This window comes from Staphylococcus casei (assembly GCF_030294405.1).
GTDB lineage: Bacteria > Bacillota > Bacilli > Staphylococcales > Staphylococcaceae > Staphylococcus > Staphylococcus succinus.
Genome location: NZ_CP125718.1, coordinates 1,906,411 through 1,928,109, shown reverse-complemented (window position 1 = coordinate 1,928,109; position 21,699 = coordinate 1,906,411). Strand labels below are relative to the sequence as shown.

21 protein-coding genes and 1 riboswitch are annotated in these 21,699 nt (G+C 33.7%); of the genes, 16 read left to right on the top strand and 5 right to left on the bottom strand.

Annotated elements, in window-relative coordinates; all coding sequences use genetic code 11:
- Positions 1-133 precede the first annotated feature (133 nt).
- Positions 134-991, bottom strand: a complete 858-nt coding sequence (gene folD, locus QMO72_RS09310) for a bifunctional methylenetetrahydrofolate dehydrogenase/methenyltetrahydrofolate cyclohydrolase FolD (RefSeq protein WP_103267154.1) — start codon at positions 989-991, stop codon at positions 134-136.
- A 205-nt stretch (positions 992-1,196) separates the two neighbouring features.
- Here folD and purE point away from each other — a divergent pair, with 205 nt between their 5' ends.
- The 11 genes from purE to purD are packed head-to-tail and all read left to right on the top strand — an operon-like array spanning position 1,197 to position 12,421.
- The gene (gene purE / locus QMO72_RS09305; RefSeq protein WP_103267155.1) at positions 1,197-1,679 is read left to right on the top strand and encodes a 5-(carboxyamino)imidazole ribonucleotide mutase; all 483 of its coding nucleotides are present in this window, start codon (positions 1,197-1,199) and stop codon (positions 1,677-1,679) included.
- Positions 1,666-2,793 (top strand): 5-(carboxyamino)imidazole ribonucleotide synthase, encoded by a 1,128-nt coding sequence (gene purK / locus QMO72_RS09300; protein WP_103267156.1) that lies wholly within the window; start codon positions 1,666-1,668, stop codon positions 2,791-2,793. Before purE ends, purK begins: the two co-directional genes overlap by 14 nt.
- Positions 2,793-3,494, top strand: a complete 702-nt coding sequence (purC, locus tag QMO72_RS09295) for a phosphoribosylaminoimidazolesuccinocarboxamide synthase (protein ID WP_103267157.1) — start codon at positions 2,793-2,795, stop codon at positions 3,492-3,494. Before purK ends, purC begins: the two co-directional genes overlap by 1 nt.
- Positions 3,495-3,496: 2 nt before the next feature.
- Positions 3,497-3,757, top strand: a complete 261-nt coding sequence (gene purS, locus QMO72_RS09290) for a phosphoribosylformylglycinamidine synthase subunit PurS (RefSeq protein ID WP_046836080.1) — start codon at positions 3,497-3,499, stop codon at positions 3,755-3,757.
- Positions 3,757-4,428 (top strand): phosphoribosylformylglycinamidine synthase I, encoded by a 672-nt coding sequence (gene purQ, locus QMO72_RS09285; protein ID WP_103267158.1) that lies wholly within the window; start codon positions 3,757-3,759, stop codon positions 4,426-4,428. The genes purS and purQ overlap by 1 nt, the downstream gene beginning before the upstream one ends.
- A complete protein-coding gene (gene purL / locus QMO72_RS09280; RefSeq protein WP_103267159.1) occupies positions 4,421-6,610 on the top strand; it encodes a phosphoribosylformylglycinamidine synthase subunit PurL in 2,190 nt (729 codons plus the stop codon). Before purQ ends, purL begins: the two co-directional genes overlap by 8 nt.
- Complete coding sequence (purF, locus tag QMO72_RS09275) at positions 6,589-8,076, top strand: amidophosphoribosyltransferase (RefSeq protein WP_069824386.1); 1,488 nt, start codon at positions 6,589-6,591, stop codon at positions 8,074-8,076. Before purL ends, purF begins: the two co-directional genes overlap by 22 nt.
- Positions 8,069-9,097: a phosphoribosylformylglycinamidine cyclo-ligase gene (gene purM / locus QMO72_RS09270; protein ID WP_103267160.1), complete on the top strand. Its 1,029-nt coding sequence runs from the start codon at positions 8,069-8,071 to the stop codon at positions 9,095-9,097. Before purF ends, purM begins: the two co-directional genes overlap by 8 nt.
- A 2-nt stretch (positions 9,098-9,099) precedes the next feature.
- A complete protein-coding gene (gene purN, locus QMO72_RS09265) occupies positions 9,100-9,666 on the top strand; it encodes a phosphoribosylglycinamide formyltransferase (RefSeq protein ID WP_046836085.1) in 567 nt (188 codons plus the stop codon).
- Between the two features lie 15 nt (positions 9,667-9,681).
- Positions 9,682-11,160: a bifunctional phosphoribosylaminoimidazolecarboxamide formyltransferase/IMP cyclohydrolase gene (purH, locus tag QMO72_RS09260; protein ID WP_069824383.1), complete on the top strand. Its 1,479-nt coding sequence runs from the start codon at positions 9,682-9,684 to the stop codon at positions 11,158-11,160.
- A gap of 22 nt (positions 11,161-11,182) precedes the next feature.
- Positions 11,183-12,421: a phosphoribosylamine--glycine ligase gene (gene purD / locus QMO72_RS09255; protein ID WP_103267161.1), complete on the top strand. Its 1,239-nt coding sequence runs from the start codon at positions 11,183-11,185 to the stop codon at positions 12,419-12,421.
- 68 nt (positions 12,422-12,489) lie between these two features.
- On the opposite strand, the gene QMO72_RS09250 is transcribed toward purD, so the two are convergent.
- The 4 genes from QMO72_RS09250 to graF form a co-directional block, all read right to left on the bottom strand.
- Complete coding sequence (locus QMO72_RS09250) at positions 12,490-13,296, bottom strand: energy-coupling factor transporter transmembrane component T family protein (protein ID WP_103267162.1); 807 nt, start codon at positions 13,294-13,296, stop codon at positions 12,490-12,492.
- A complete protein-coding gene (locus tag QMO72_RS09245; protein ID WP_103267163.1) occupies positions 13,289-14,707 on the bottom strand; it encodes an ABC transporter ATP-binding protein in 1,419 nt (472 codons plus the stop codon). Before QMO72_RS09245 ends, QMO72_RS09250 begins: the two co-directional genes overlap by 8 nt.
- A gap of 12 nt (positions 14,708-14,719) precedes the next feature.
- Positions 14,720-15,295 carry an ECF transporter S component gene (locus QMO72_RS09240; protein ID WP_103267164.1) on the bottom strand — a complete coding sequence of 192 codons (576 nt, stop codon included), beginning with the start codon at positions 15,293-15,295 and terminating at the stop codon, positions 14,720-14,722.
- An 86-nt stretch (positions 15,296-15,381) separates the two neighbouring features.
- A riboswitch (TPP riboswitch) is annotated at positions 15,382-15,483 on the bottom strand.
- 218 nt (positions 15,484-15,701) lie between these two features.
- A complete protein-coding gene (graF, locus tag QMO72_RS09235; RefSeq protein ID WP_199196688.1) occupies positions 15,702-15,836 on the bottom strand; it encodes a glycopeptide resistance-associated protein GraF in 135 nt (44 codons plus the stop codon).
- Between the two features lie 265 nt (positions 15,837-16,101).
- Between graF and auxA the strand changes: the two genes are divergently transcribed.
- The 5 genes from auxA to ptsP all read left to right on the top strand — a co-directional run bounded on the left by auxA (position 16,102) and on the right by ptsP (position 21,697).
- Complete coding sequence (gene auxA, locus QMO72_RS09230) at positions 16,102-17,403, top strand: lipoteichoic acid stability factor AuxA (protein ID WP_103267165.1); 1,302 nt, start codon at positions 16,102-16,104, stop codon at positions 17,401-17,403.
- Positions 17,404-17,780: 377 nt separating this feature from the next.
- On the top strand, positions 17,781-18,950 hold the full coding sequence (locus QMO72_RS09225; RefSeq protein ID WP_069824377.1) for a class I SAM-dependent rRNA methyltransferase: 1,170 nt from the start codon (positions 17,781-17,783) through the stop codon (positions 18,948-18,950).
- Between the two features lie 56 nt (positions 18,951-19,006).
- A complete protein-coding gene (locus tag QMO72_RS09220; protein WP_103267166.1) occupies positions 19,007-19,549 on the top strand; it encodes a DUF697 domain-containing protein in 543 nt (180 codons plus the stop codon).
- A gap of 164 nt (positions 19,550-19,713) precedes the next feature.
- Positions 19,714-19,980, top strand: coding sequence for a phosphocarrier protein HPr (locus QMO72_RS09215; RefSeq protein WP_046836094.1), 267 nt, complete (start codon positions 19,714-19,716; stop codon positions 19,978-19,980).
- Position 19,981: 1 nt separating this feature from the next.
- Positions 19,982-21,697 (top strand): phosphoenolpyruvate--protein phosphotransferase, encoded by a 1,716-nt coding sequence (gene ptsP / locus QMO72_RS09210; RefSeq protein WP_103267167.1) that lies wholly within the window; start codon positions 19,982-19,984, stop codon positions 21,695-21,697.
- The last annotated feature ends 2 nt before the right edge of the window (positions 21,698-21,699 follow it).

Genomic DNA, 21,699 nt, shown 5'->3' with positions numbered 1-21,699 from the left:
CACATTGGTTAATTTAAAGTTACTTTGTGGTAGAAAAATGGCCCTCAATATTAAATATGATGTTGATTAATAGTAAAAAAGGTTAAAAAAAGAACTTGGTATATGAGCCAAGTTCTTTTTTTTGAATACTATTCTATTCGATGCCTCTGCGTAATTTTTCAGCAATTAGCGTGTTATTTAATACCATAGTAATTGTCATTGGGCCAACGCCACCTGGAACTGGTGTAATGGCACCTGCAACTTCTTTAACTTCATCGTATTCAATATCACCTTTTAACTTGCCGTTTTCATCAGGTGTATTACCTACATCAATGACAATGGCACCTTCTTTTACATCATTTTTTGTAACTAATCCTGGACGACCTACAGCACTTACGATAATATCAGCATTTTTTAAATGACTATGCATATCTTTAGATTTTGAGTGCAGAATTGTAACCGATGCATTTTTTTGTAGTAATAATTTAGACACTGGTTGACCAACGATATGGCTACGTCCAATAATTACAGCATCTTTTCCTTCTAATTCGATATCAGCGTGATTTAATAATTCCATAATGCCTAGTGGTGTACATGGCACAAAAGTTTGTTGATCAATATAAAGTTTACCAATGTTTTCAGGGTGGAAACCATCAACATCTTTAGCAGGATTAATAGCTTCTAATACTTTTTGTTCACTTACTTGTTGTGGTAAAGGTACTTGTACAAGAATACCACTTACACTTTCATCTTCATTTAAACGTTTAAGTTCGTTAAGAACTTCTTCTTCAGATGCTGTTTCATCTAAATGAACAATTTCAGAAATCATGCCAATTTTTTCTGCAGCTTTCTTCTTAGAATTTACATAACTTTGGCTTGCACCATTATTCCCAACAAGAATAACTGATAGTTTAGGTGTATACCCTTTTGATTGTAAAGCTTCAACTTGATCTTTAAGACCCTGTCTGTAATCTTTTGCAATTTGTTTTCCGTCTAAAATTTTTGCGACCATGAAAAATATCCTCCTAAAATGTATGAACTTTACTTAACTTTAACATAAATTACACGATAAATATCAACCAAAAGACGTAGATTGGAACTTTTTTTTACTGTATAGTTCGATTTTTGATTGAAAAAGCATGATTTAGTTGTTATGCTATATTTGTAATATACAACTAATAGTAGTAACATTTCAAATTTCTGAAAGGGTGTTCAATTTGAAAGTGGTAGTTATAATGGGGAGTTCCTCGGACTGGGATACGATGAAAGAAAGTTGCTTAATGTTAGAACAATTTGAAATTCCGTATGATAAAAAGGTTGTTTCAGCACATCGTACACCACAATTGATGTTTGAATTTTCAAATGAAGCAAGAGCGAATGGATATGACGTAATTATTGCTGGAGCAGGTGGCGCAGCGCACTTGCCAGGTATGGTTGCATCAATGACAACTTTACCTGTCATTGGCGTGCCTATAGAGTCCAAAAGTTTACAAGGTCTAGATTCGTTATTATCTATTGTACAAATGCCAGGGGGAATCCCTGTAGCGACGACAGCGATAGGAAAAGCTGGTGCTAAAAATGCAGGTATACTTGCTGCGAGAATATTAAGTATCGGTAATAAAGCAATCCAAAAGAATTTGGAAAATTATGAAAAATCGTTGGTTGAGAAAGTGAGTGAAATGCAACATGAGCTTCAGTAAATTAAAATTCGGCTCAACGATTGGCATTATCGGTGGAGGACAGTTAGGTAAAATGATGGCTCAATCTGCACAAAAAATGGGTTATAAAGTCATTGTGCTTGATCCTGATAATGCTTGTCCATGCCAGCACGTCGCACATGAATTTATTCATGCGAATTACGATGATCAAGAGGCTTTAAACCAACTTGGTGAAGCATCCGATGTCATCACTTATGAATTTGAAAATATCTCATCTAAACAATTACAGTCACTTGTTTCACAATATAATATCCCTCAAGGATATGAAGCAATTCAAATACTTCAAGATCGATTGATAGAAAAGCAAACATTGCAAAAAGCACAAACGCAAATTGCGAACTTTATTCAATTAACTGAGCCTAAAGATTTATCTATAGCAATAGAGCAAATCGGTTATCCATTTATCGTTAAAACTAGATTTGGAGGTTATGACGGTAAAGGGCAAATATTGGTTAAAGATCAATCTTATTTGGATGAAGCTGAAGTACTTATTTCGAAACAAGAATGTGTTGCCGAACAATTTTTAGACTTACACAAAGAAGTTTCGTTAACGGTTACAATTGGCAAAGATAACCAAATAACGTATTTTCCATTACAAGAAAATGAACATCAAAATCAAATACTTTTTAAAACAATAGTGCCAGCACGAACAGATAAAGACCAAGAAGCACGAAGTGAAGTCAAAAAAATTACAGAACACATTCATTTTGTAGGTACCTTTACGGTTGAATTCTTTATCGATACCCAAAACAATTTATATGTAAATGAAATTGCGCCAAGACCTCATAATTCAGGTCATTATTCTATTGAAGCTTGTGATTATTCACAATTTGATACACATATACTTGCAATTACTGGTCAAAAACTACCAGAGAAGATTCAACTATTGAAACCTTCTATAATGATGAATTTGCTAGGTAGGGATTTGGATATATTAGAAGACCAATTCAGTGATCATCCAGAATGGCATGTGCATATTTATGGTAAAAACGTACGAAAACCAGATAGAAAAATGGGTCATTTAACAGTTTTGACTGATGATATTAATGAGACAGAACAAGCGCTGTTAAACAAATTTGAAGGGAGACATAACTAATGTCCTTGTTATATGAAGGAAAAGCTAAAAGAATTTTCTCGACTGGAGAAACTGATGTATTACGCGTCGAATATAAAGATGAAGTAACAGCTGGCAATGGTGCAAAGAAAGATGTTATTGAAGGTAAAGGTCGTTTAAACAACCAAATTACATCAAGAATTTTTAACTTCATCAAATCTCGAGGTGTTGATAGTCACTTCATTGAACAAACATCGGAAACAGAACAGTTGGTGAAGTCAGTAGACATTATTCCTTTAGAAGTTGTGGTACGTAACATAGCAGCAGGCTCTATTACTAAAAGATTAGGTTTTGAAAAAGGACATGAATTTGAAGCACCACTTGTTGAATTTTTCTATAAAAATGATGACTTAAATGACCCTTTAATTACGGATGATCACATTAAGCTCTTACACCTAGCTAATGATGAAGATATTGCCACTTTAAAAGAATCCGCTAAAGAAATAAATACTATATTAGTTGAATTAATGGACAAAATGGAACTTAGATTAGTAGATTTTAAAATTGAATTTGGGCGTACAACAGATGGCCAAATTATACTAGCTGATGAAATATCACCTGATACGTGTCGTATATGGGATAAACACAGTGATACAAACTTTGACAAAGATGTGTATCGCGAAGACACAGGATCAATTATCGAAACTTATCAAACTTTCTTAAATAAACTGGAGGCACTATAAAAATGAAAACAATCGAATTACACATCACATTACAAACGCAAGTATTAGATACACAAGGTCAAGCTTTAAATCGCGCAGTACATGATTTGGGTTACACGCAAGTGAATGATATCCGTGTAGGTAAAGTCTTATATATGACTATAGATGAAGCGACTGACGAAGCTGTACACAATGTGATTACCACACTAAGTGAAAAATTATTTGCTAATACAGTAATTGAAGAATATAGTTATAAAGTTTTGGAAGAAGGAGAGAAAGCCTAATGAAATTTGCAGTGCTGAAATTTCCAGGATCAAACTGTGATCGCGATATGTATAATGCGGCAATAAAATCTGGTGTACAAGCTGAATATGTCGATTATCGAAATACGTCATTAGAAGGTTTTGATGGTGTATTAATACCGGGGGGCTTCTCGTTCGGAGATTATTTAAGATCTGGTGCTATGGCAAGTGTTGCGCCTATTATTAATGAAGTCAAACGTTTGGCAGATGAAGGTAAGCCAGTGTTAGGCGTATGTAATGGTTTCCAAATATTAACAGAAATCGGACTTTTACCTGGAGCGTTATTACACAATGATTCACATTTGTTTGTAAGTAGAAATGAAACATTAAAAGTAGTAAATAATACAACACCATATACAAATTTATATGCTGAGAACGAAGAAGTTGTATATCCAGTTGCACATGGTGAAGGTCATTATTATTGTACTCCAGAGATATATAAAGCTTTAGAAGCAAATAATCAAATTATATTAAAATATATCGATAATCCTAATGGTTCTTATAGTGATATTGCCGGAATTGTTAATGAAAAAGGCAATGTATGTGGTATGATGCCGCATCCAGAGCGTGCGATTGAATCTATATTAGGTACTGATAGTGGTGTGAAGTTATTTGAAGCAATGGTAAATAGTTGGAGGGAACAAAATGTCTAAGTTTATTGAACCAAGTGCAGAAGAAATCAAATTAGAACAATTATATAAAGATATGGGCTTAAGCGACAAAGAGTACGACAAAGTTTGTGAAATTTTAGGACGTGAACCTAATTTTACTGAAATAGGTATTTTTTCTGTAATGTGGAGTGAACATTGTTCTTATAAACACTCTAAACCGTTTTTAACACAATTTCCTACTTCAGGTGAACATGTATTAATGGGACCTGGTGAAGGTGCCGGTGTTGTTGATATTGGTGATAATCAAGCTGTTGTGTTCAAAGTAGAATCACATAATCACCCATCAGCAGTTGAACCGTATCAAGGTGCTGCTACAGGTGTAGGTGGCATTATTAGAGATATTGTTTCTATAGGTGCAAGACCAATTAATTTATTAAATAGTTTACGTTTTGGTGAATTAACTGAAAAACAAAACCGTCGTTTATTACGTGGCGTTGTTGCAGGTATTGGTGGATACGGTAACTGTATTGGTATTCCTACAACTGCAGGTGAAATCGAGTTTGATGATAGATATGAAGGGAATCCTCTAGTCAATGCAATGTGTGTAGGTATCATTGATCATGATATGGTTCAAAAAGGTACTGCTAAAGGTGTTGGAAACTCAGTGATTTATGTAGGGTTAAAAACTGGACGTGATGGTATTCACGGTGCGACATTTGCCTCAGAAGAATTAAGTGAAGATAGTGAAAGTAAACGTCCATCAGTACAAATTGGGGATCCATTTGTAGGTAAGAAATTGATGGAAGCAACGCTTGAAGCAATCACGTTTGATCACCTAGTAGGAATTCAAGATATGGGTGCTGCAGGTTTAACGTCATCATCTTCAGAGATGGCAGCTAAAGGTGGCAGTGGTTTACACCTTCAATTAGAAAAAGTCCCAACAAGAGAACAAGGGATTTCACCTTATGAAATGATGCTATCTGAAACACAAGAACGTATGTTACTAGTAGTTGAAAAAGGTAAAGAAGATAAATTCCTAGAATTATTCGAAAAACACGAATTAGATACTGCTGTTATTGGGGAAGTTACAGATACGGATAGATTTGTCCTAACTTATGAAAACGAAGTATTTGCAGATATTCCAGTCCAACCATTATCTGATGAGGCACCAGTATATGTATTAGAAGGTGAAGCCCCAGAATATCATAATAGTAAAAATGATTATAGTGATATAGATGTGGATAATGTATTTGAAGCATTATTACAACATCCTACAATTGCATCAAAACGCTATTTATATGAGCAATATGATCAGCAAGTTGGCGCTAACACTATTGTAAAACCAGGTTTACAATCTTCAGTTGTTCGTGTAGAAGGTACAAATAAAGCTATAGCGTCAACAATTGACGGTGAAGCGCGTTATGTGTTCAACAATCCTTATGAAGGTGGAAAAATGGTCGTTGCTGAAGCATACCGTAATTTGATTTCTGTCGGTGCAACACCATTAGCTATGACAGACTGCTTAAACTATGGATCACCTGAGAAAAAAGAAATTTATCAACAATTAGCCGATTCTACTAAAGGTATGTCAGAAGCTTGTGAAATCTTAAATACACCAGTTGTTTCAGGAAATGTATCACTTTATAACGAAACACGTGAAACTTCAATCTTCCCAACACCAGTAGTTGGTATGGTTGGTTTAATAGATGACATTCAATTTTTAAATGATTTTAATCTTAAAGTCAACGATACGTTATACATTGTTGGTGAAACGAACGATGATTTTGGTGGTAGTCAAATTGAGAAATTACTTTATAACGAAGTAAATCATGAGTTTGAAACAATTGACTTGTCTGATGAAGTACGTAAAGGTGAAGCAATCAAAAATGTCATTCGTGAAGGTCTTGCTTCTCATGTACAAACAGTTGGTAAAGGTGGATTGTTAATTACATTAGCACGTATGAGTGCACATTACGGATTAGGTATGGATGTAAAAGTAAATGTGAGTAATGCACAACTATTTAGTGAAACACAAGGCCGTTATATTGTAGCTGTCAAAGAAGGGCAATCATTATCATTAGATAATGCTGTAGAAATTGGAAAAATTACAGAAGATGGACAATTCTCTGTATCTAATAATAACGTACAAGTGAAACGCGAAGTTACAAATCTGAATGAATTATGGGAAGGGGCTATTCCTAAATGTATGACATCAGTGGATTAAATGAAGAATGTGGTGTATTCGGAATATGGAACCATCATGAAGCAGCACAGTTAACGTATATGGGTTTGCACAGTTTACAACACCGTGGCCAAGAAGGTGCTGGTATCGTTTGTTCAAATGGTGAAGCACTTGTTGGTGAGCGTGGTTTAGGACTATTAACTGAAGCAATTTCAGATATTCAACTTGAATCATTTAAGTCCTATCAACATGCTATTGGACATGTGCGTTATGCTACGTCAGGTAATAAAGGTATAGAAAATATCCAACCATTTTTATACCATTTTTATGATATGAGCGTTGCGGTATGTCACAACGGTAATCTTATCAATGCGCAAAGCTTGAGAAGATCATTAGAACACCAAGGGTCCATATTCCATTCTTCATCAGACACAGAAGTTATTATGCACTTAATTCGTAGAAGTAAAGCACCAACCTTTGAAGCTGCGCTACAAGAAAGCTTAAGAAAGATTAAAGGTGGTTTCACGTTTGCTTTACTAACGAAAGATGCACTGTATGGTGCAGTTGACCCAAATGCCATTAGACCATTAGTTGTAGGAAAAATGAAAACGGGGTCATATATTCTTGCAAGTGAGACATGTGCCATTGATGTGTTAGGTGCTGAATTTGTACGTGATGTTCATGCAGGTGAATATGTGGTTATTAATGATGATGGTATTAGAGTTGAATCTTATACGAGACATACAACAACTGCAATCTCAGCAATGGAATATATTTATTTTGCAAGACCAGACTCTACGATTGCTGGTAAAAATGTACATGCTGTACGAAAACAGTCTGGTAAACAATTAGCACAAGAAAGTCCAGCAGAAACGGCAGATATGGTCATTGGTGTGCCTAATTCATCTCTATCTGCAGCGTCTGGTTATGCTGAGGAAAGCGGCTTACCATATGAAATGGGGCTCGTTAAAAACCAATATGTCGCAAGGACATTTATTCAACCTACACAAGAACTAAGAGAACAAGGTGTTAGAGTTAAATTATCTGCTGTGAAAGATATTGTGCATAATAAGAACATTGTACTAGTAGACGACTCTATAGTTAGAGGTACCACAAGTAGAAGAATTGTACAAATGTTAAAAGACGCTGGAGCTAATGAAGTTCATGTTCGTATTGCTTCACCGGAATTTATGTTCCCTAGTTTTTATGGTATTGATGTATCTACGACAGCTGAATTAATTTCTGCTAATAAATCACCTGAAGAAATTAGAGACCATATTGGTGCTGATTCATTATCCTATTTATCAGTCAACGGACTTATTGATTCCATTGGGCTTGATGAAGACGTACCATATAGTGGTTTGTGTGTTGAAAGTTTTACAGGAGATTATCCTGCTGGCTTATATGATTATGAATCAGACTATATTGAGCATTTAAGCGAAAGACAAAAAGAATACTTAAATAATAATAAACAATACTTTGATAAAGAGGGTAATTTAAATGTCTAAAGCATACCAACAAGCAGGTGTCGATATTAATGCAGGTTACGAAGCGGTAGAACGTATGTCTAGTCACGTTAAACGAACAATGCGTAAAGAAGTTCTTGGCGGGCTAGGTGGTTTTGGGGCTACATTTGATTTATCACAATTAAATATGAAAGCACCCTTACTTGTTTCTGGTACTGATGGTGTGGGTACAAAGTTAAAATTAGCTATTGATTATAACAAACACGACACAATCGGTATAGATGCAGTTGCAATGTGTGTAAATGACATTTTAACAACAGGTGCAGAGCCACTTTATTTCTTAGATTACATCGCAACTCATAAAGTTGTGCCTGAAGTCATCGAACAAATTGTTAAAGGTGTAAGTGATGGTTGCGAAGAAACAAATACTGCGCTTATTGGTGGAGAGACTGCTGAGATGGGTGAAATGTATCACGAAGGGGAATATGATTTAGCTGGATTTGCAGTTGGTGCTGTCGAAAAAGAAGCATATATAGATGGCGCATCAGTCAAACCAGGTCAAATCATCATCGGACTTGAATCAAGTGGAGTACATTCCAATGGTTATAGTTTGGTTAGAAATTTAATCGAAAAATCTGGTATTAATTTAGATGATACTTTTGAAAGTAATCGCACATATTTAGACACATTCTTAGAACCTACACGTTTATATGTTAAACCTGTACTTGCTGTTAAAGAAGCGGTTCAAATACATGCTATGACACATATTACAGGTGGCGGATTCTATGAAAATATTCCTCGAGCATTACCTGAGGGTGTAACAGCAAAAATAGATGTCACACAGTTTCCGACTCCAAAGATATTTGATTGGTTACAAACACAAGGCAAAATTTCAACAAATGAAATGTACAACGTGTTTAACATGGGTATCGGATTTACTTTGGTCATTGATAAAGAAAACGAACAGCAAACATTAGATATATTACAAGAGCAACAGGTTAAAGCTTATAAAATTGGTGAAATTGCTAAAGGTGATGACCCAATTCAATTATCGGGGGTATAAAAGTGACCAAAATAGCTATTTTTGCGTCTGGTTCAGGTAGTAATTTTGAAAGTATAATGACACAAATAGAACAAGGTCAGTTACCTCATATTGAAGTGACTGCTTTATATACAGACCAAGTTAGTGCGTATTGTATAGAACGTGCGAGAAAATATAATTTGGATGTGCATATCAACGAATTGAAAAATTTTGATTCAAAAGCAGACTATGAACGAAAAATCATAGAATGGTTAACAGCGGAAAAGGTGGAATGGATAGTCTTAGCAGGCTACATGAAGCTCATAGGTGAAAATATATTAAGAGCATATGATAAACGTATTCTTAATATACATCCATCTTTATTGCCGAAATATAAAGGTAAAGATGCAGTTGGTCAAGCTTTTGAAAGTGGAGATACAATCACTGGTTCAACAGTGCATTATGTAGACAGTGGCATGGACACAGGTGAGATTATCGAACAACGTACATGTAACATATATCCAGATGATACTAAAGAACAACTTGAAGAAAGAATTAAAGCATTAGAACATACTTTATATCCAGAAGTCATTTCAAAAATCATTCAATAAGAGGTGCCAATACAAATGAAAAAAGCAATATTAAGTGTATCAAATAAAAGTGGAATTGTGGCTTTTGCCCAATCTTTAAATCAATTAGGGTATGAATTATTTTCAACAGGTGGAACAATGCGTACTTTGGTTGAAGCGGATGTTCCAGTTAAATCAATTTCAGAATTAACTCAATTTGAAGAAATTATGGATGGTCGAGTTAAGACATTACATCCATCAGTACATGGTGGTATTTTGGCTGATCGTGATAAGCCTGAACATTTAGAACAATTAAAAGAACAACATATTGATTTAATAGACATCGTTGTGGTTAATTTATATCCATTTAAAGAAACGGTTGCTAATCCAGAAGTAACACAAGATGACGCAATTGAGAACATTGATATTGGTGGTCCAACGATGCTTCGTGCTGCTGCTAAAAACTTTAAACATGTAACAACTGTCGTTCATCCTGCAGATTACAATGAAGTTATTGATAAATTAGAAAATGATACTTTAGACGAAGCTTATCGTAAATCACTTATGGTTAAAGTATTTGATCATACAAATCAATATGATGCAGCTATTGTAGAATTTTTCAAAGATAATAAAGAAAGTCTACGTTATGGTGAAAATCCACAGCAATCTGCACATTTTGTTCGTACTTCTAATGCTACACATACACTTGCTGGCGCTAAACAATTACATGGTAAACAATTAAGTTATAACAATATTAAGGATGCCGATGCAGCTTTATCACTTGTTAAACAATTTGAACAGCCTGCCGCAGTAGCTGTAAAACATATGAACCCTTGTGGTGTTGGAGTTGCAAACACAATTGAAGCAGCATACCAATATGCATTTGAAGCAGATAGCCAATCTATTTTTGGCGGTATAGTTGCTTTGAATCGTACTGTAGACACTGAATTAGCAGAATCATTACATGAAATTTTCTTAGAAGTAGTTATTGCACCTAAATTTACACAGGCAGCTTTAGATGTATTAAGTAAAAAGAAAAATATTAGATTATTGGAAATTGATATGACAATTGATAACAGTGAACAAGAAGTTGTTTCTGTATCAGGTGGGTATTTAGTTCAAGATAAAGATAATGTAGTATTAAAACGTGAAGATATGAATATAGTAACAGAAGTGGAACCAACTGAAGCGCAGTGGGATGCTATGTTACTTGGTTGGAAAGTGGTTGCATCTGTTAAAAGTAATGCAGTCATTTTAAGTAATGCGAAACAGACGGTTGGAATTGGTGCTGGTCAAATGAATCGTGTAGGTTCTGCGCAGATCGCAATTGACCGTGCATTAGAAATTAATGAAGATGTTGTAATGGTATCAGATGGATTTTTCCCAATGGGTGATACAGTTGAATTAGCGGCTAAATCTGGCATTAAAGCGATTATTCAACCAGGTGGTTCAATTAAAGACCAAGAGTCTATTGATATGGCTAACAAATATGGTGTGGCTATGGTAACTACTGGCGTTCGTCATTTTAAACATTAAGGAAATCGGAGGCAATTATTATATGAAGGTACTAGTAATTGGTGCAGGTGGTAGGGAACACGTCTTAGCACATAAGCTAAAGCAATCACCACTTGTTACAAAAATATTTGCAATTCCAGGTAATGATGCCATGACAGAAGTTGCACAAGTTCATACTCATATAGCAGAAACAGATCATGAGCAAATTGTGACCTTTGCAAAAGAAAATGACATTGAATGGGTAGTTATTGGTCCTGAACAACCATTAACAGAAGGTTTAGCAGATAAACTCCAAGAAGAAGATGTTAAGGTGTTTGGACCTAATAAGGCTGCTGCCCAAATTGAAGGTTCTAAATTATTTGCTAAGCAATTAATGGAAAAGTATGAAATTCCTACTGCAGAATATAAAGAAATTACAAATAAACAGCATGCATTGGCTTACATTGAATCATGTGAATATCCAGTTGTTTTAAAAAAAGATGGATTAGCAGCAGGCAAGGGCGTTATTATAGCGACAACATATGATGAAGCTGTTGCCGGTGTAGAAGAATTGTATCCTGAAGAGCAAGGAGTTGTAGTATTCGAACAATTTCTTGAAGGTGAAGAATTCTCATTGATGACCTTTGTAAATGGCGATTATGCAGTACCATTTGATTGTATTGCACAAGATCATAAGCGCGCATATGATAATGATTTAGGACCAAATACAGGTGGAATGGGTGCATATTGCCCAGTACCACATATAGATGAAACGATTTTACAACGTACTAATGATGAAATTGCACAACCAATAGCAAAAGCGATGCTTGCGGAAGGCTATTCATTCTTCGGAGTATTATATATTGGTGCTATTATAACTGCTGAAGGGCCGAAAGTGATTGAGTTTAATGCACGTTTTGGTGATCCAGAAGCACAAGTACTGTTAACTCGAATGGAAAGCGATTTAATGCAACATATTATCGATTTAGAAGCAAAACAACCTATCTCATTCCAATGGAAAGCGCAATCAGTAGTCGGTGTCATGTTAGCTTCAAAAGGATATCCTGCTCACTATGAAAAAGGGAAGGTTGTTTCAGGTTTTAATCTTGATGGTAACTATTTCGTAAGTGGCTTGAAAAAAGTAGAAGACACTTATGTAACATCAGGCGGACGTGTCATTTTAGCACTAGGTGAAGGATCAGATATTGCTAGTGCTAAAGCTAAAGCTTATGAAGCAGTAGAGCAAATTAAAAGTGATGCCTTGTTTTATCGTAAAGATATCAGCGATAAAGCGATTCGTTAAAGTATATAGATGCGTAAACTAAAAGCAGATGACATTGCCGTCATCTGCTTTTTTTATTGATATGATTTTTAATAAATACTTGTCAGGCGTACATCTTCAATACCTGTTATAGGTATGAAGTGTGCTAATAAATAAGTGAGAAGTATGATAGCACCGACAGCTACTATGAGTATAATATCTTTATATGAGAAAGAAGTATTATAATAGTAGGTTCTAGGTCCATCTTTGAATCCTTTTTTTTCCATAGCAACCGACAGTTGATGTGCTTTTCTAATATTTTGGCTTAGTAACGGAATAACGATATGTTTAATACGTTTAAAACCTGTATAGTTTGATTTATCAATCATTTGATAACGCATTTTTAATGAGCGTCTAAGTTGGACTAAGGATGTAAACATCAATGGAACCATTCTTATAGCCGCCATAAAAGCATAAGCTATCTTCGGTTTAACTTTCAAATGCTGCATGAGACTGTAAAAAATCATCACGATTTGAGAAGTAAAAGCAATTAAAATACCAAAAAATGATACAGTTGACGTACGCATAGCTAAATGTAAGCCTCGATATAAACTTTCCGTAGTGATCTTTATAAAGCCTAATTGGAAAATCATGTGTGTCCCGGAACCATAAAAAATCATGAATAATGCTGATATCAAACTAAATATAACAGTAAAAAACACAAAGGCTAAGGTTATTTTGAGTTTCAAACCATTAAAAAGTAATAAAAAGACGAGCATGAACAATGTTAAATAAATCATATAATCAAATTGATGAATAAAAATAACAAAGACAAATAATAGTACTGCAATTATAAGTTTCGTGATGATATTAACATCATCTATAAAAGAATAGTGCTTTTTCCACATTTCAAACATGAGTACCACCCTTTAATTCATATAATTGATGTTGATCCACATGTAGTCTATGGGTTGGATACCTAGAAATAAGCTCTGAGTCATGCGTTACCATAATAATAGTTTGTCCATGTTGGATGCATTTTTGAAATAACTTAATAAGGTTAAACGTATTATGACTGTCTAGCCCGAAAGTTGGTTCATCTAATAAAATAAACTTAGAAGATGAGCTCAATGCAATAGCCACACTTAACCTTCGTTTTTGTCCCATTGATAATTCATATGGATGTTGTGATTGTACATTTTCTAAATTTAACGTTTTGAGCATTTCTACAGTCTCTTGCATAGCATCGTTTTTAGAAATAGAATGTTTTTTATATTGAATGAAAATTTCTTCGAAAACAGAATGTGTTATAAATTGTAATTCTGGATTTTGATACACTAAATACATGTGTTTTGCTGCATCTTTGATTTTAGACAAAGTGTGATCATTAATATACATTTTTCCTTCATATTTAATTAGTTGCATCATCGATTCTAATAATGTAGTTTTACCGCTGCCGTTTGGTCCAGTAATAGTAATCCAATCACCAGTGTTGATGATGTGTTCTGAAATACGTAAAAGTTTACGTTTACCTCTTTTGACTGTAACTTGTTTGAATTTAAAGTTACTATTTGTTGGTAACATCGCCGTATTTGGACATGAAGAGGGTTTAGGGGCGTATTGCCAAGCATTTGGATGCCATACGCCATATTCTGTTAATAGGTGCTCATAGTCGCTTAGCATCTTTGTTGGAGATTCGTCCGCTATGATTTCCCCGTTGTAATTAAACAAAAGCACACGATCTATATGTTGCCATATATGTTCCACTTTATGTTCTACAATGAGTACAGTTTGATCTTCCCACAAGGCCTTGATTTTTTGCCATAAATCAGCAGTTGCTTCTACATCTAACATAGCTGTGGGTTCATCTAAAAATAAAGTGTCTGCTTGTTGCAAAAGCGTTTCTGCAATTGCAAGTTTTTGTTTCATACCACCACTTAATTGGTTAATGTATTGATCTTTATCTACATTAAGTCCTACTGCTGTAAGTGCTGCTTTAATTTTTTCGTCCATATTATCACGAGGGACATTTAAATTTTCTAATACAAAAGCTAATTCTTCATAAACTTTAGGCATACAAAATTGACTGTCCGGATCTTGAAAAATAACGCCGCAGTTATGGTTAATGTGTAATTCATCATATTTCATTGGCAAATCAATAAGATTAGGCACAATACCACTTAAGACATTCAATAACGTACTTTTTCCAGAACCAGAAGGTCCTAAAAGTAATACTTTTTCTTTATCATTTATATTGATACTTAAATTATCAAATATTTTATGCTGTGCATTTGGATATTTTAGACGTAAATTTTTTGTTACTATCAACGAAATTGCTCCTTATAAGTTGTCGTAATCGCTTTGACTTGCTGGTCTAAACAATTTAGTTACACCAGTTTGATCCAAGGCTTTTACGATATAATAAGATAAAAGTCCAGCAACAACGATGCCACTTATAAGTCTAAACCCGATGTATAATGCGAGGTTCCATCCAGCAATTTCTGAAAGATAACCATAAGCGAAGTCAATCGGTAATGTAGCTACTGCAGCTAAAAGTCCAGCTAACATGGCAACCATAACAGTACGAGATTTATATTTAAAAATTGCAAATATAATTTCACAGGCTAAACCTTGTAATAAGGCATAAATTATAGTAGCTATATCAAAACGGCCCATTATTATAGTTTCGCCAGCCCCTGCAGCAAATTCAGCTAAAATAGCAATACCAGCTTTAGGGATAATAAGATAAGCAACGACAGCTGCCATAAACCATGCGCCATACGTCAATTCTTCAAAATGTAGTCCGGTAATTTGTACAGCTTTATAGACGAAATTCCAAATGTTGTATATCACTGCGAAAACAACTGCAATTAATACAGTTACGAGTATTTCAGAAAGCTTTAAACCTTTTGTCATGATCGTTTCCTCCTATATAAAAAACGCACAACCTTCTAGAAAGTTGCGCGTTTAAATAGTGGCATAGGGATACCAATCAAAGAAAAAGGTATCGCAATACACTTTCCTACGCTAGTTTAATCTAGATCAGGTTCAAAGGGTTTGAGGGTATACCTCATCTCAGTCACTAAACACCCCTAGTGCGAATATTATATTTAAATTTAACTATAATGTATGATTTTTCGCCAGTTCTGTCAAGGTCTCAATTTAATAATGGGGAATAATAAGCTGGTTAATCAATAGAGGAAGCGAGTTTATAAAGAGCATATAGAAAGTAGCGAAGTATATTGCTAAACTAAGGTAGGGAAGCGTATTAAAAAAGTAAGCCGAAGTAGTTTGGCTTACTCAAAGTGAATCGTCTATTGTCTTAATCCAATGTGTCTTGGATATTTTTTTTAGTTTCTTCCTCACCATCATTTGATGATGATTGTTGATCTTTTAATTTATCTTCAGCCGCTTTAGCTTTTTCAGCTGCTTGTTTATTTAATTCTTCTTTACTCATAAGTACAACACTCCTTAATTTTTAAGTAGAATATATTGATTGTATACCACGGAATTGAATCATTAAACAAAAACAAAGAAATGAATAACTATAAATTGTATATAGCCCATGCGTTTTTATACTTTTTATGAAATAATTGTTTAATAGTATAAATTATGTGGAATTTTGACTATACAACTATTTTATATCATACTATAGACTTATTTATTAGATTATTAAAGACAAGAACAAAATGTTCATATATAATAACTTTGAGGTGAATGGTATGTCTTTTTTTAAGAAACACGCTGAGATACTGTATAGTTATATTATAGGCATCGTTTCGCTTTTCACAAGTCTCATCATTTTAATTAATTTACCTTTAATTCACAAGTTAAATGGTAAAGGTAAGATTGAATTACATATTCATAATGTGTGGGATTTTATAAACGCGTTTTTCAGTGAAATTATTAGGGTGATGAGTAATTATATAGGGAACTTTCCTGTAGTAAGCGCAATCTTGATTCTTTTGTTTGGTGTTGCGTTAATACTTATTGGCTTCACGCTATTTAGAACAACGAGATATGACTATGATATTTCAATTTTCTTTTTAGTTATTGGTATTCTGTTCTTCATTATAACGCTTATACTCATGACACAAGTTTATAGCTTTTTTGCTGTTATTTTTGTGATACCTTTTGCGGTGCATATAGGTTACATTGTTTATAAAGATGAATTAAATACGGACCATAGAAAATATCATTATTTATGGATTATTTTCACTTATGGCATAAGTTATTTATTAACACAAATTGTGTTATATGGAAGAATAGATAGTGATCAAATTGTACCAATTGATATTCTAAGTGTTAACACGTTTTTCATAATTATGTGGTTACTTGGACAAATGTCAATTTGGAACTTCTTATTCCTAAGAAGATCATTACCATTAACGAAACAAGAACTCGGCGAAGAAGAACCGGAATTATCTAGAACGAGTAAAGGTGCAGTAACTACTCAAACAAAAGAATATTGGAAAGATTTACAAGACAAAACAACAGAATTTACACGTAAAACACGTAGAAGTGTAGATATTCAAAAAGCTAGGGATAAAAAGGATAAATTCATTAAAAAATGGAAAGACATTATTGATATTCAAGAAGATGATGTACCAAATTGGATGAAGAAACCTAAATGGCTTAAATCTGCATATGTAGAATTATGCTGTGGAGCAATTCTCTTATTCTTTACATTGATTGAATTTAATAATAGAAACGCATTATTTGTTTCTGGTGATTGGGAAATTTCTCAAACACAATATGTTATTGAGTGGATTACTTTATTCTTGTTAATGATTATTATAATAATTTATATTTTAACGACATTAACAAACTATTTAAAAGGTAGATTTTATTATCTGCAATTATTTATGGTAAGTTTTTTATTCTTTAAATTAGTTACAGAATTTGTAAACATCATGGTTCATGGATTATTATTATCAACATTTATTACACCAATACTTTTTATGATGTTGATAGCAATTATAGTAGGATTCATCATAAAATTACGTGAACCAGCAGAATATTAATTGATTAAAATAGTGTAGTTTGACTTAACCTATCTTCCAAATTGGTTGGAAGATAGGTTTTATTTTTTGTTTTTTTATAAAGAGGCGTAATTAATATAAAGATGTAAAAGTATTCATGCTAAGCATCACATTTGAATTGCTGATTTTAGAAAATAAATTAAACATGTAAATTTAAAATTTTATATTATGTTAGGGTGGAAAATGTTTAAATAGTACAATAAGGAATATAATTTAATAAAGTAAGGTTATTTTAACAGCAAATCAAAAATTAAGATTTGACTTGTGTAAATATTAATGGTGTTACAAAGCAGCTGAGATGATAAGATGAGTAAGTGAAAAATAAAAATAATTAATAGAAGAAAGGCTGACATAATTTTATGAAAACTGCCACATTAAATAAAGGTAAAGAAACAAAGTATTTAAATCAATACCCTTTGATAGACGAAGAGGATATATATGCTCAAGATCATTTGAAAGAAGGAGACTTATTTAATCTCGTTAATGATCAAGGGAAATATATCGCATCTGCATACGTAGGGCGTCAACACAAAGGCATCGGCTGGGTGCTTAGTTATGATAAAGATGAAGTAATTAATACAACATTTTTTGAAAGATTATTCGAAACAGCAAAAAGCGAACGTGAATACTTCTATCATGTAGACGGTACAAATGCATTTAGAGTTTTCAATGGAGAAGGAGACGGCGTCGGTGGCCTAACAATCGATAATTATGATGGTCATTATTTAATTCAATGGTATTCAAAAGGCATTCATAAGTTCCGTTATAATGTGTTATCTGCATTGAAATCTGTTTTTGGTTATACTTCAGTTTTTGAGAAAATGCGATTTAAAGATTCTGAAATTGAAGGTGGGTTTGTAGACGGTGATGCGCCAGAATTTCCAATTGTTATCGAAGAAAACTTCACATTCTATAACGTTCACTTAAATGATGGACCTATGACGGGAATCTTTTTAGATCAAAGAGAAGTAAGAAAGAAATTAAAAGATCAATATGCACAGGATAAAAATTTATTGAATGTGTTTAGTTATACTGGTGCGTTCTCAGTTGTTGCGGCAGAAAATGCTAAAGTAACAACTAGTGTTGACTTAGCAAATCGTTCACGTGCGCTTACAGAAGAGAACTTTGGTGTTAATGCAATTGATCCTAAATCACAATATATATATGTTATGGATACATTTGATTTTTATGGTTATGCAAAACGTCATGATTTATTCTATGACACAATTGTTATTGATCCGCCAAGTTTTGCGAGAAACAAGAAAAAAACTTTCTCAGTATTGAAAGACTATGACAAATTGATCAATGGTGCGCTTGATATACTTGCTCCACAAGGTACATTATTATTGTGTACAAATAACAGTACGTTTTCTTTAAAAGCATTTAAAAATGTAGTTAATGAAACTTTGACAGCTGAAGGTGTAGATTTTGAAATCGTAGATGTGATGGGACTTCCTAAAGATTTTAAAACACATGCACACTATAAACCATCTAAATATTTAAAAGCTATTTTTGTTAAAGTACAATAAAATTGTTGAAAACGGGTATTATTTTAAAGTGGCTAATTTACTAAGGAGTGAATATAATGAGCTTTAAAAATAAAATCACAAACAACGTTACACAAAAATTGGGTAATAAAGTATTAGATATTGAAGATGTAAGAAATAAAAGTAATTTACCAACTACAAATACAGAAATTGAGGAACGTCGTGAACGTGCTCAGACTTTAGTGAAGAAAAAATCATTGTTATCATCAGGAATAAGTGTTGTGCCTATTCCTGGTTTAGACTTTGGTGTAGATATAAAAATTATGAGAGACATCATTGAAGATGTGAATAAAATTTACGGTCTTGATCATAAACAGGTGAATTCTATGAAAGAAGACATGAGAGAGCGTATATTTGCCGCTGCAGCGATTCAAGGAAGTCAGTTTATTGGCAAAAAAGTTTCTAATGCAATCCTTAAAGTAGTTATTCGAGATGTAGCAAAACGTGTTGCAGCAAAACAAACCAAATGGTTTCCATTTGTAGGACAAGCTATTTCTGCGTCTATCAGTTATTATTTCATGAAAAAAGTTGGAGACGAACATATCGAAAAGTGTGAAAAAGTCATTAAAGATTTAGTGTAAAAGTGCAGCGTTTTCATAAAATCTTCAATATTCACTGAATATTGTCATATCATGGGTGCAACGCATTGAATTTATATGTATAATTTGGTAATGTTATTATATAAAACTGTGTTAGGTTTTATAATAAACTAACAATTCTAACTATACGAAGGAGAAATCATATTATGGAACAAAAATCATATGTAATAATCGACGAAACAGGTATTCACGCTCGTCCAGCGACTATGCTTGTTCAAACTGCATCAAAATTTGATTCAGATATTCAATTAGAATATAACGGTAAAAAAGTTAACTTAAAATCAATCATGGGTGTTATGAGTTTAGGTGTAGGTAAAGATGCTGAAATCACTATCTATGCTGACGGTAGCGACGAAACTGAAGCAATTGAAGCAATTACTGATATCTTATCTAAAGAAGGCTTAACTAAGTAATATGTCTAATTATATAAATGGGATTGCTGCATCAGATGGTGTAGCAATTGCCAAAGCATATTTATTAGTTGAACCAGATCTTTCATATAATAGTGAAAAGGTCTCAGATGTCGACGCTGAAATTAAAAAGTTTAGAAACGCTATCGAAACGTCTAAAGTTGAATTAACTAAAATCAGAAATAATGCTGAAGAAAATCTTGGCGCTGACAAAGCAGCCATTTTTGATGCGCATTTATTAGTATTAGATGATCCAGAATTAATTCAACCGATTGAAGATAAAATTAATAATGAACAAGTTAACGCACCGACTGCTCTATCTGATGTAACTGGACAATTCATTACAATATTTGAATCTATGGACAATGAATATATGAAAGAACGTGCTGCTGATATTCGTGATGTTTCAAAACGTGTATTGGCGCATATATTAGGTGTTGAATTACCAAATCCTAGTATGATTGATGAAAGCGTTGTCATCATTGGGAATGATTTAACACCCTCTGATACTGCTCAATTAAATAAAGAATTTGTACAAGGGTTTGTGACTAACATCGGTGGTAGAACCTCTCACTCTGCTATAATGAGTAGATCATTAGAAATTGCAGCAGTTGTAGGAACAAAATCTATCACTCAAGAAGTTAAGCAGGGAGACATGGTTATTGTCGATGGTTTAACTGGTGAAGTCATTATCGAACCTACGGAAGACGAAGTTATTGCATATCAAAATAAACGTGAACGTTTCTTTGAAGATAAGCAAGCGCTTCAAAAATTACGCGATGAAGAAACAAAAACACTTGATGGGAAACATGCCGAGTTAGCTGCTAACATTGGTACACCAAATGATTTAAAAGGTGTCATTGAAAATGGTGCAGAAGGTATTGGTTTATATCGTACTGAATTTTTATACATGGGTAGAGATGAAATGCCATCAGAAGATGAGCAATTCGAAGCGTATAAAAAAGTGTTGGAGACAATGGAAGATAAGCGTGTAGTTGTGCGTACTTTAGATATTGGTGGCGATAAAGAGTTACCATATTTAAACTTACCTGAAGAAATGAATCCATTCTTAGGTTATCGTGCAATCCGTCTATGTTTAGATCAACCGGATATTTTCAGACCACAATTACGTGCATTATTGCGTGCTTCTGTATACGGTAAGTTAAATATCATGTTCCCAATGGTTGCAACAATTCAAGAGTTTAGAGATGCGAAAGCATTGCTACTTGAAGAAAAAGATAATTTAACGCAAGAAGGCGTGGAAGTATCTGATGATATTGAATTAGGGATAATGGTAGAAATACCATCAACTGCAGCTTTAGCAGATGTATTTGCTAAAGAAGTTGATTTCTTCAGTATCGGAACAAATGATTTGATACAATATACTATGGCGGCAGATCGTATGTCTGAACGCGTTTCATATTTGTATCAACCATATAATCCTTCAATTTTACGTTTAGTAAAACAAGTGATTGAAGCATCACATAATGAAGGAAAATGGACTGGTATGTGTGGTGAAATGGCTGGAGATGAAATTGCTATTCCATTATTACTTGGTTTAGGATTAGATGAATTTTCTATGAGTGCGACTTCAGTGCTTAAAGCACGTCGTCAAATTAAAGCGTTAAGTCAAAATGAAATGGAAGAACTCGCACAGAGAGCAATAAATTGTGCAACTTCTGAAGAAGTTCAAGACTTAGTGAACCAATACGCTAAATAAAT

Excerpts from the sequence above, each read along its gene's own strand:
- folD (WP_103267154.1), bottom strand. The coding sequence starts at position 991 with ATGGTCGCAAAAATTTTAGACGGAAAACAAATTGCAAAAGATTACAGA.
- purK (WP_103267156.1), top strand. The coding sequence starts at position 1,666 with ATGAGCTTCAGTAAATTAAAATTCGGCTCAACGATTGGCATTATCGGT.
- purC (WP_103267157.1), top strand. The coding sequence starts at position 2,793 with ATGTCCTTGTTATATGAAGGAAAAGCTAAAAGAATTTTCTCGACTGGA.
- purS (WP_046836080.1), top strand. The coding sequence starts at position 3,497 with ATGAAAACAATCGAATTACACATCACATTACAAACGCAAGTATTAGAT.
- purQ (WP_103267158.1), top strand. The coding sequence starts at position 3,757 with ATGAAATTTGCAGTGCTGAAATTTCCAGGATCAAACTGTGATCGCGAT.
- purL (WP_103267159.1), top strand. The coding sequence starts at position 4,421 with ATGTCTAAGTTTATTGAACCAAGTGCAGAAGAAATCAAATTAGAACAA.
- purF (WP_069824386.1), top strand. The coding sequence starts at position 6,589 with ATGTATGACATCAGTGGATTAAATGAAGAATGTGGTGTATTCGGAATA.
- purM (WP_103267160.1), top strand. The coding sequence starts at position 8,069 with ATGTCTAAAGCATACCAACAAGCAGGTGTCGATATTAATGCAGGTTAC.
- purH (WP_069824383.1), top strand. The coding sequence starts at position 9,682 with ATGAAAAAAGCAATATTAAGTGTATCAAATAAAAGTGGAATTGTGGCT.
- purD (WP_103267161.1), top strand. The coding sequence starts at position 11,183 with ATGAAGGTACTAGTAATTGGTGCAGGTGGTAGGGAACACGTCTTAGCA.
- QMO72_RS09250 (WP_103267162.1), bottom strand. The coding sequence starts at position 13,296 with ATGTTTGAAATGTGGAAAAAGCACTATTCTTTTATAGATGATGTTAAT.
- QMO72_RS09240 (WP_103267164.1), bottom strand. The coding sequence starts at position 15,295 with ATGACAAAAGGTTTAAAGCTTTCTGAAATACTCGTAACTGTATTAATT.
- graF (WP_199196688.1), bottom strand. The coding sequence starts at position 15,836 with ATGAGTAAAGAAGAATTAAATAAACAAGCAGCTGAAAAAGCTAAAGCG.
- auxA (WP_103267165.1), top strand. The coding sequence starts at position 16,102 with ATGTCTTTTTTTAAGAAACACGCTGAGATACTGTATAGTTATATTATA.
- QMO72_RS09225 (WP_069824377.1), top strand. The coding sequence starts at position 17,781 with ATGAAAACTGCCACATTAAATAAAGGTAAAGAAACAAAGTATTTAAAT.
- QMO72_RS09220 (WP_103267166.1), top strand. The coding sequence starts at position 19,007 with ATGAGCTTTAAAAATAAAATCACAAACAACGTTACACAAAAATTGGGT.
- QMO72_RS09215 (WP_046836094.1), top strand. The coding sequence starts at position 19,714 with ATGGAACAAAAATCATATGTAATAATCGACGAAACAGGTATTCACGCT.
- ptsP (WP_103267167.1), top strand. The coding sequence starts at position 19,982 with ATGTCTAATTATATAAATGGGATTGCTGCATCAGATGGTGTAGCAATT.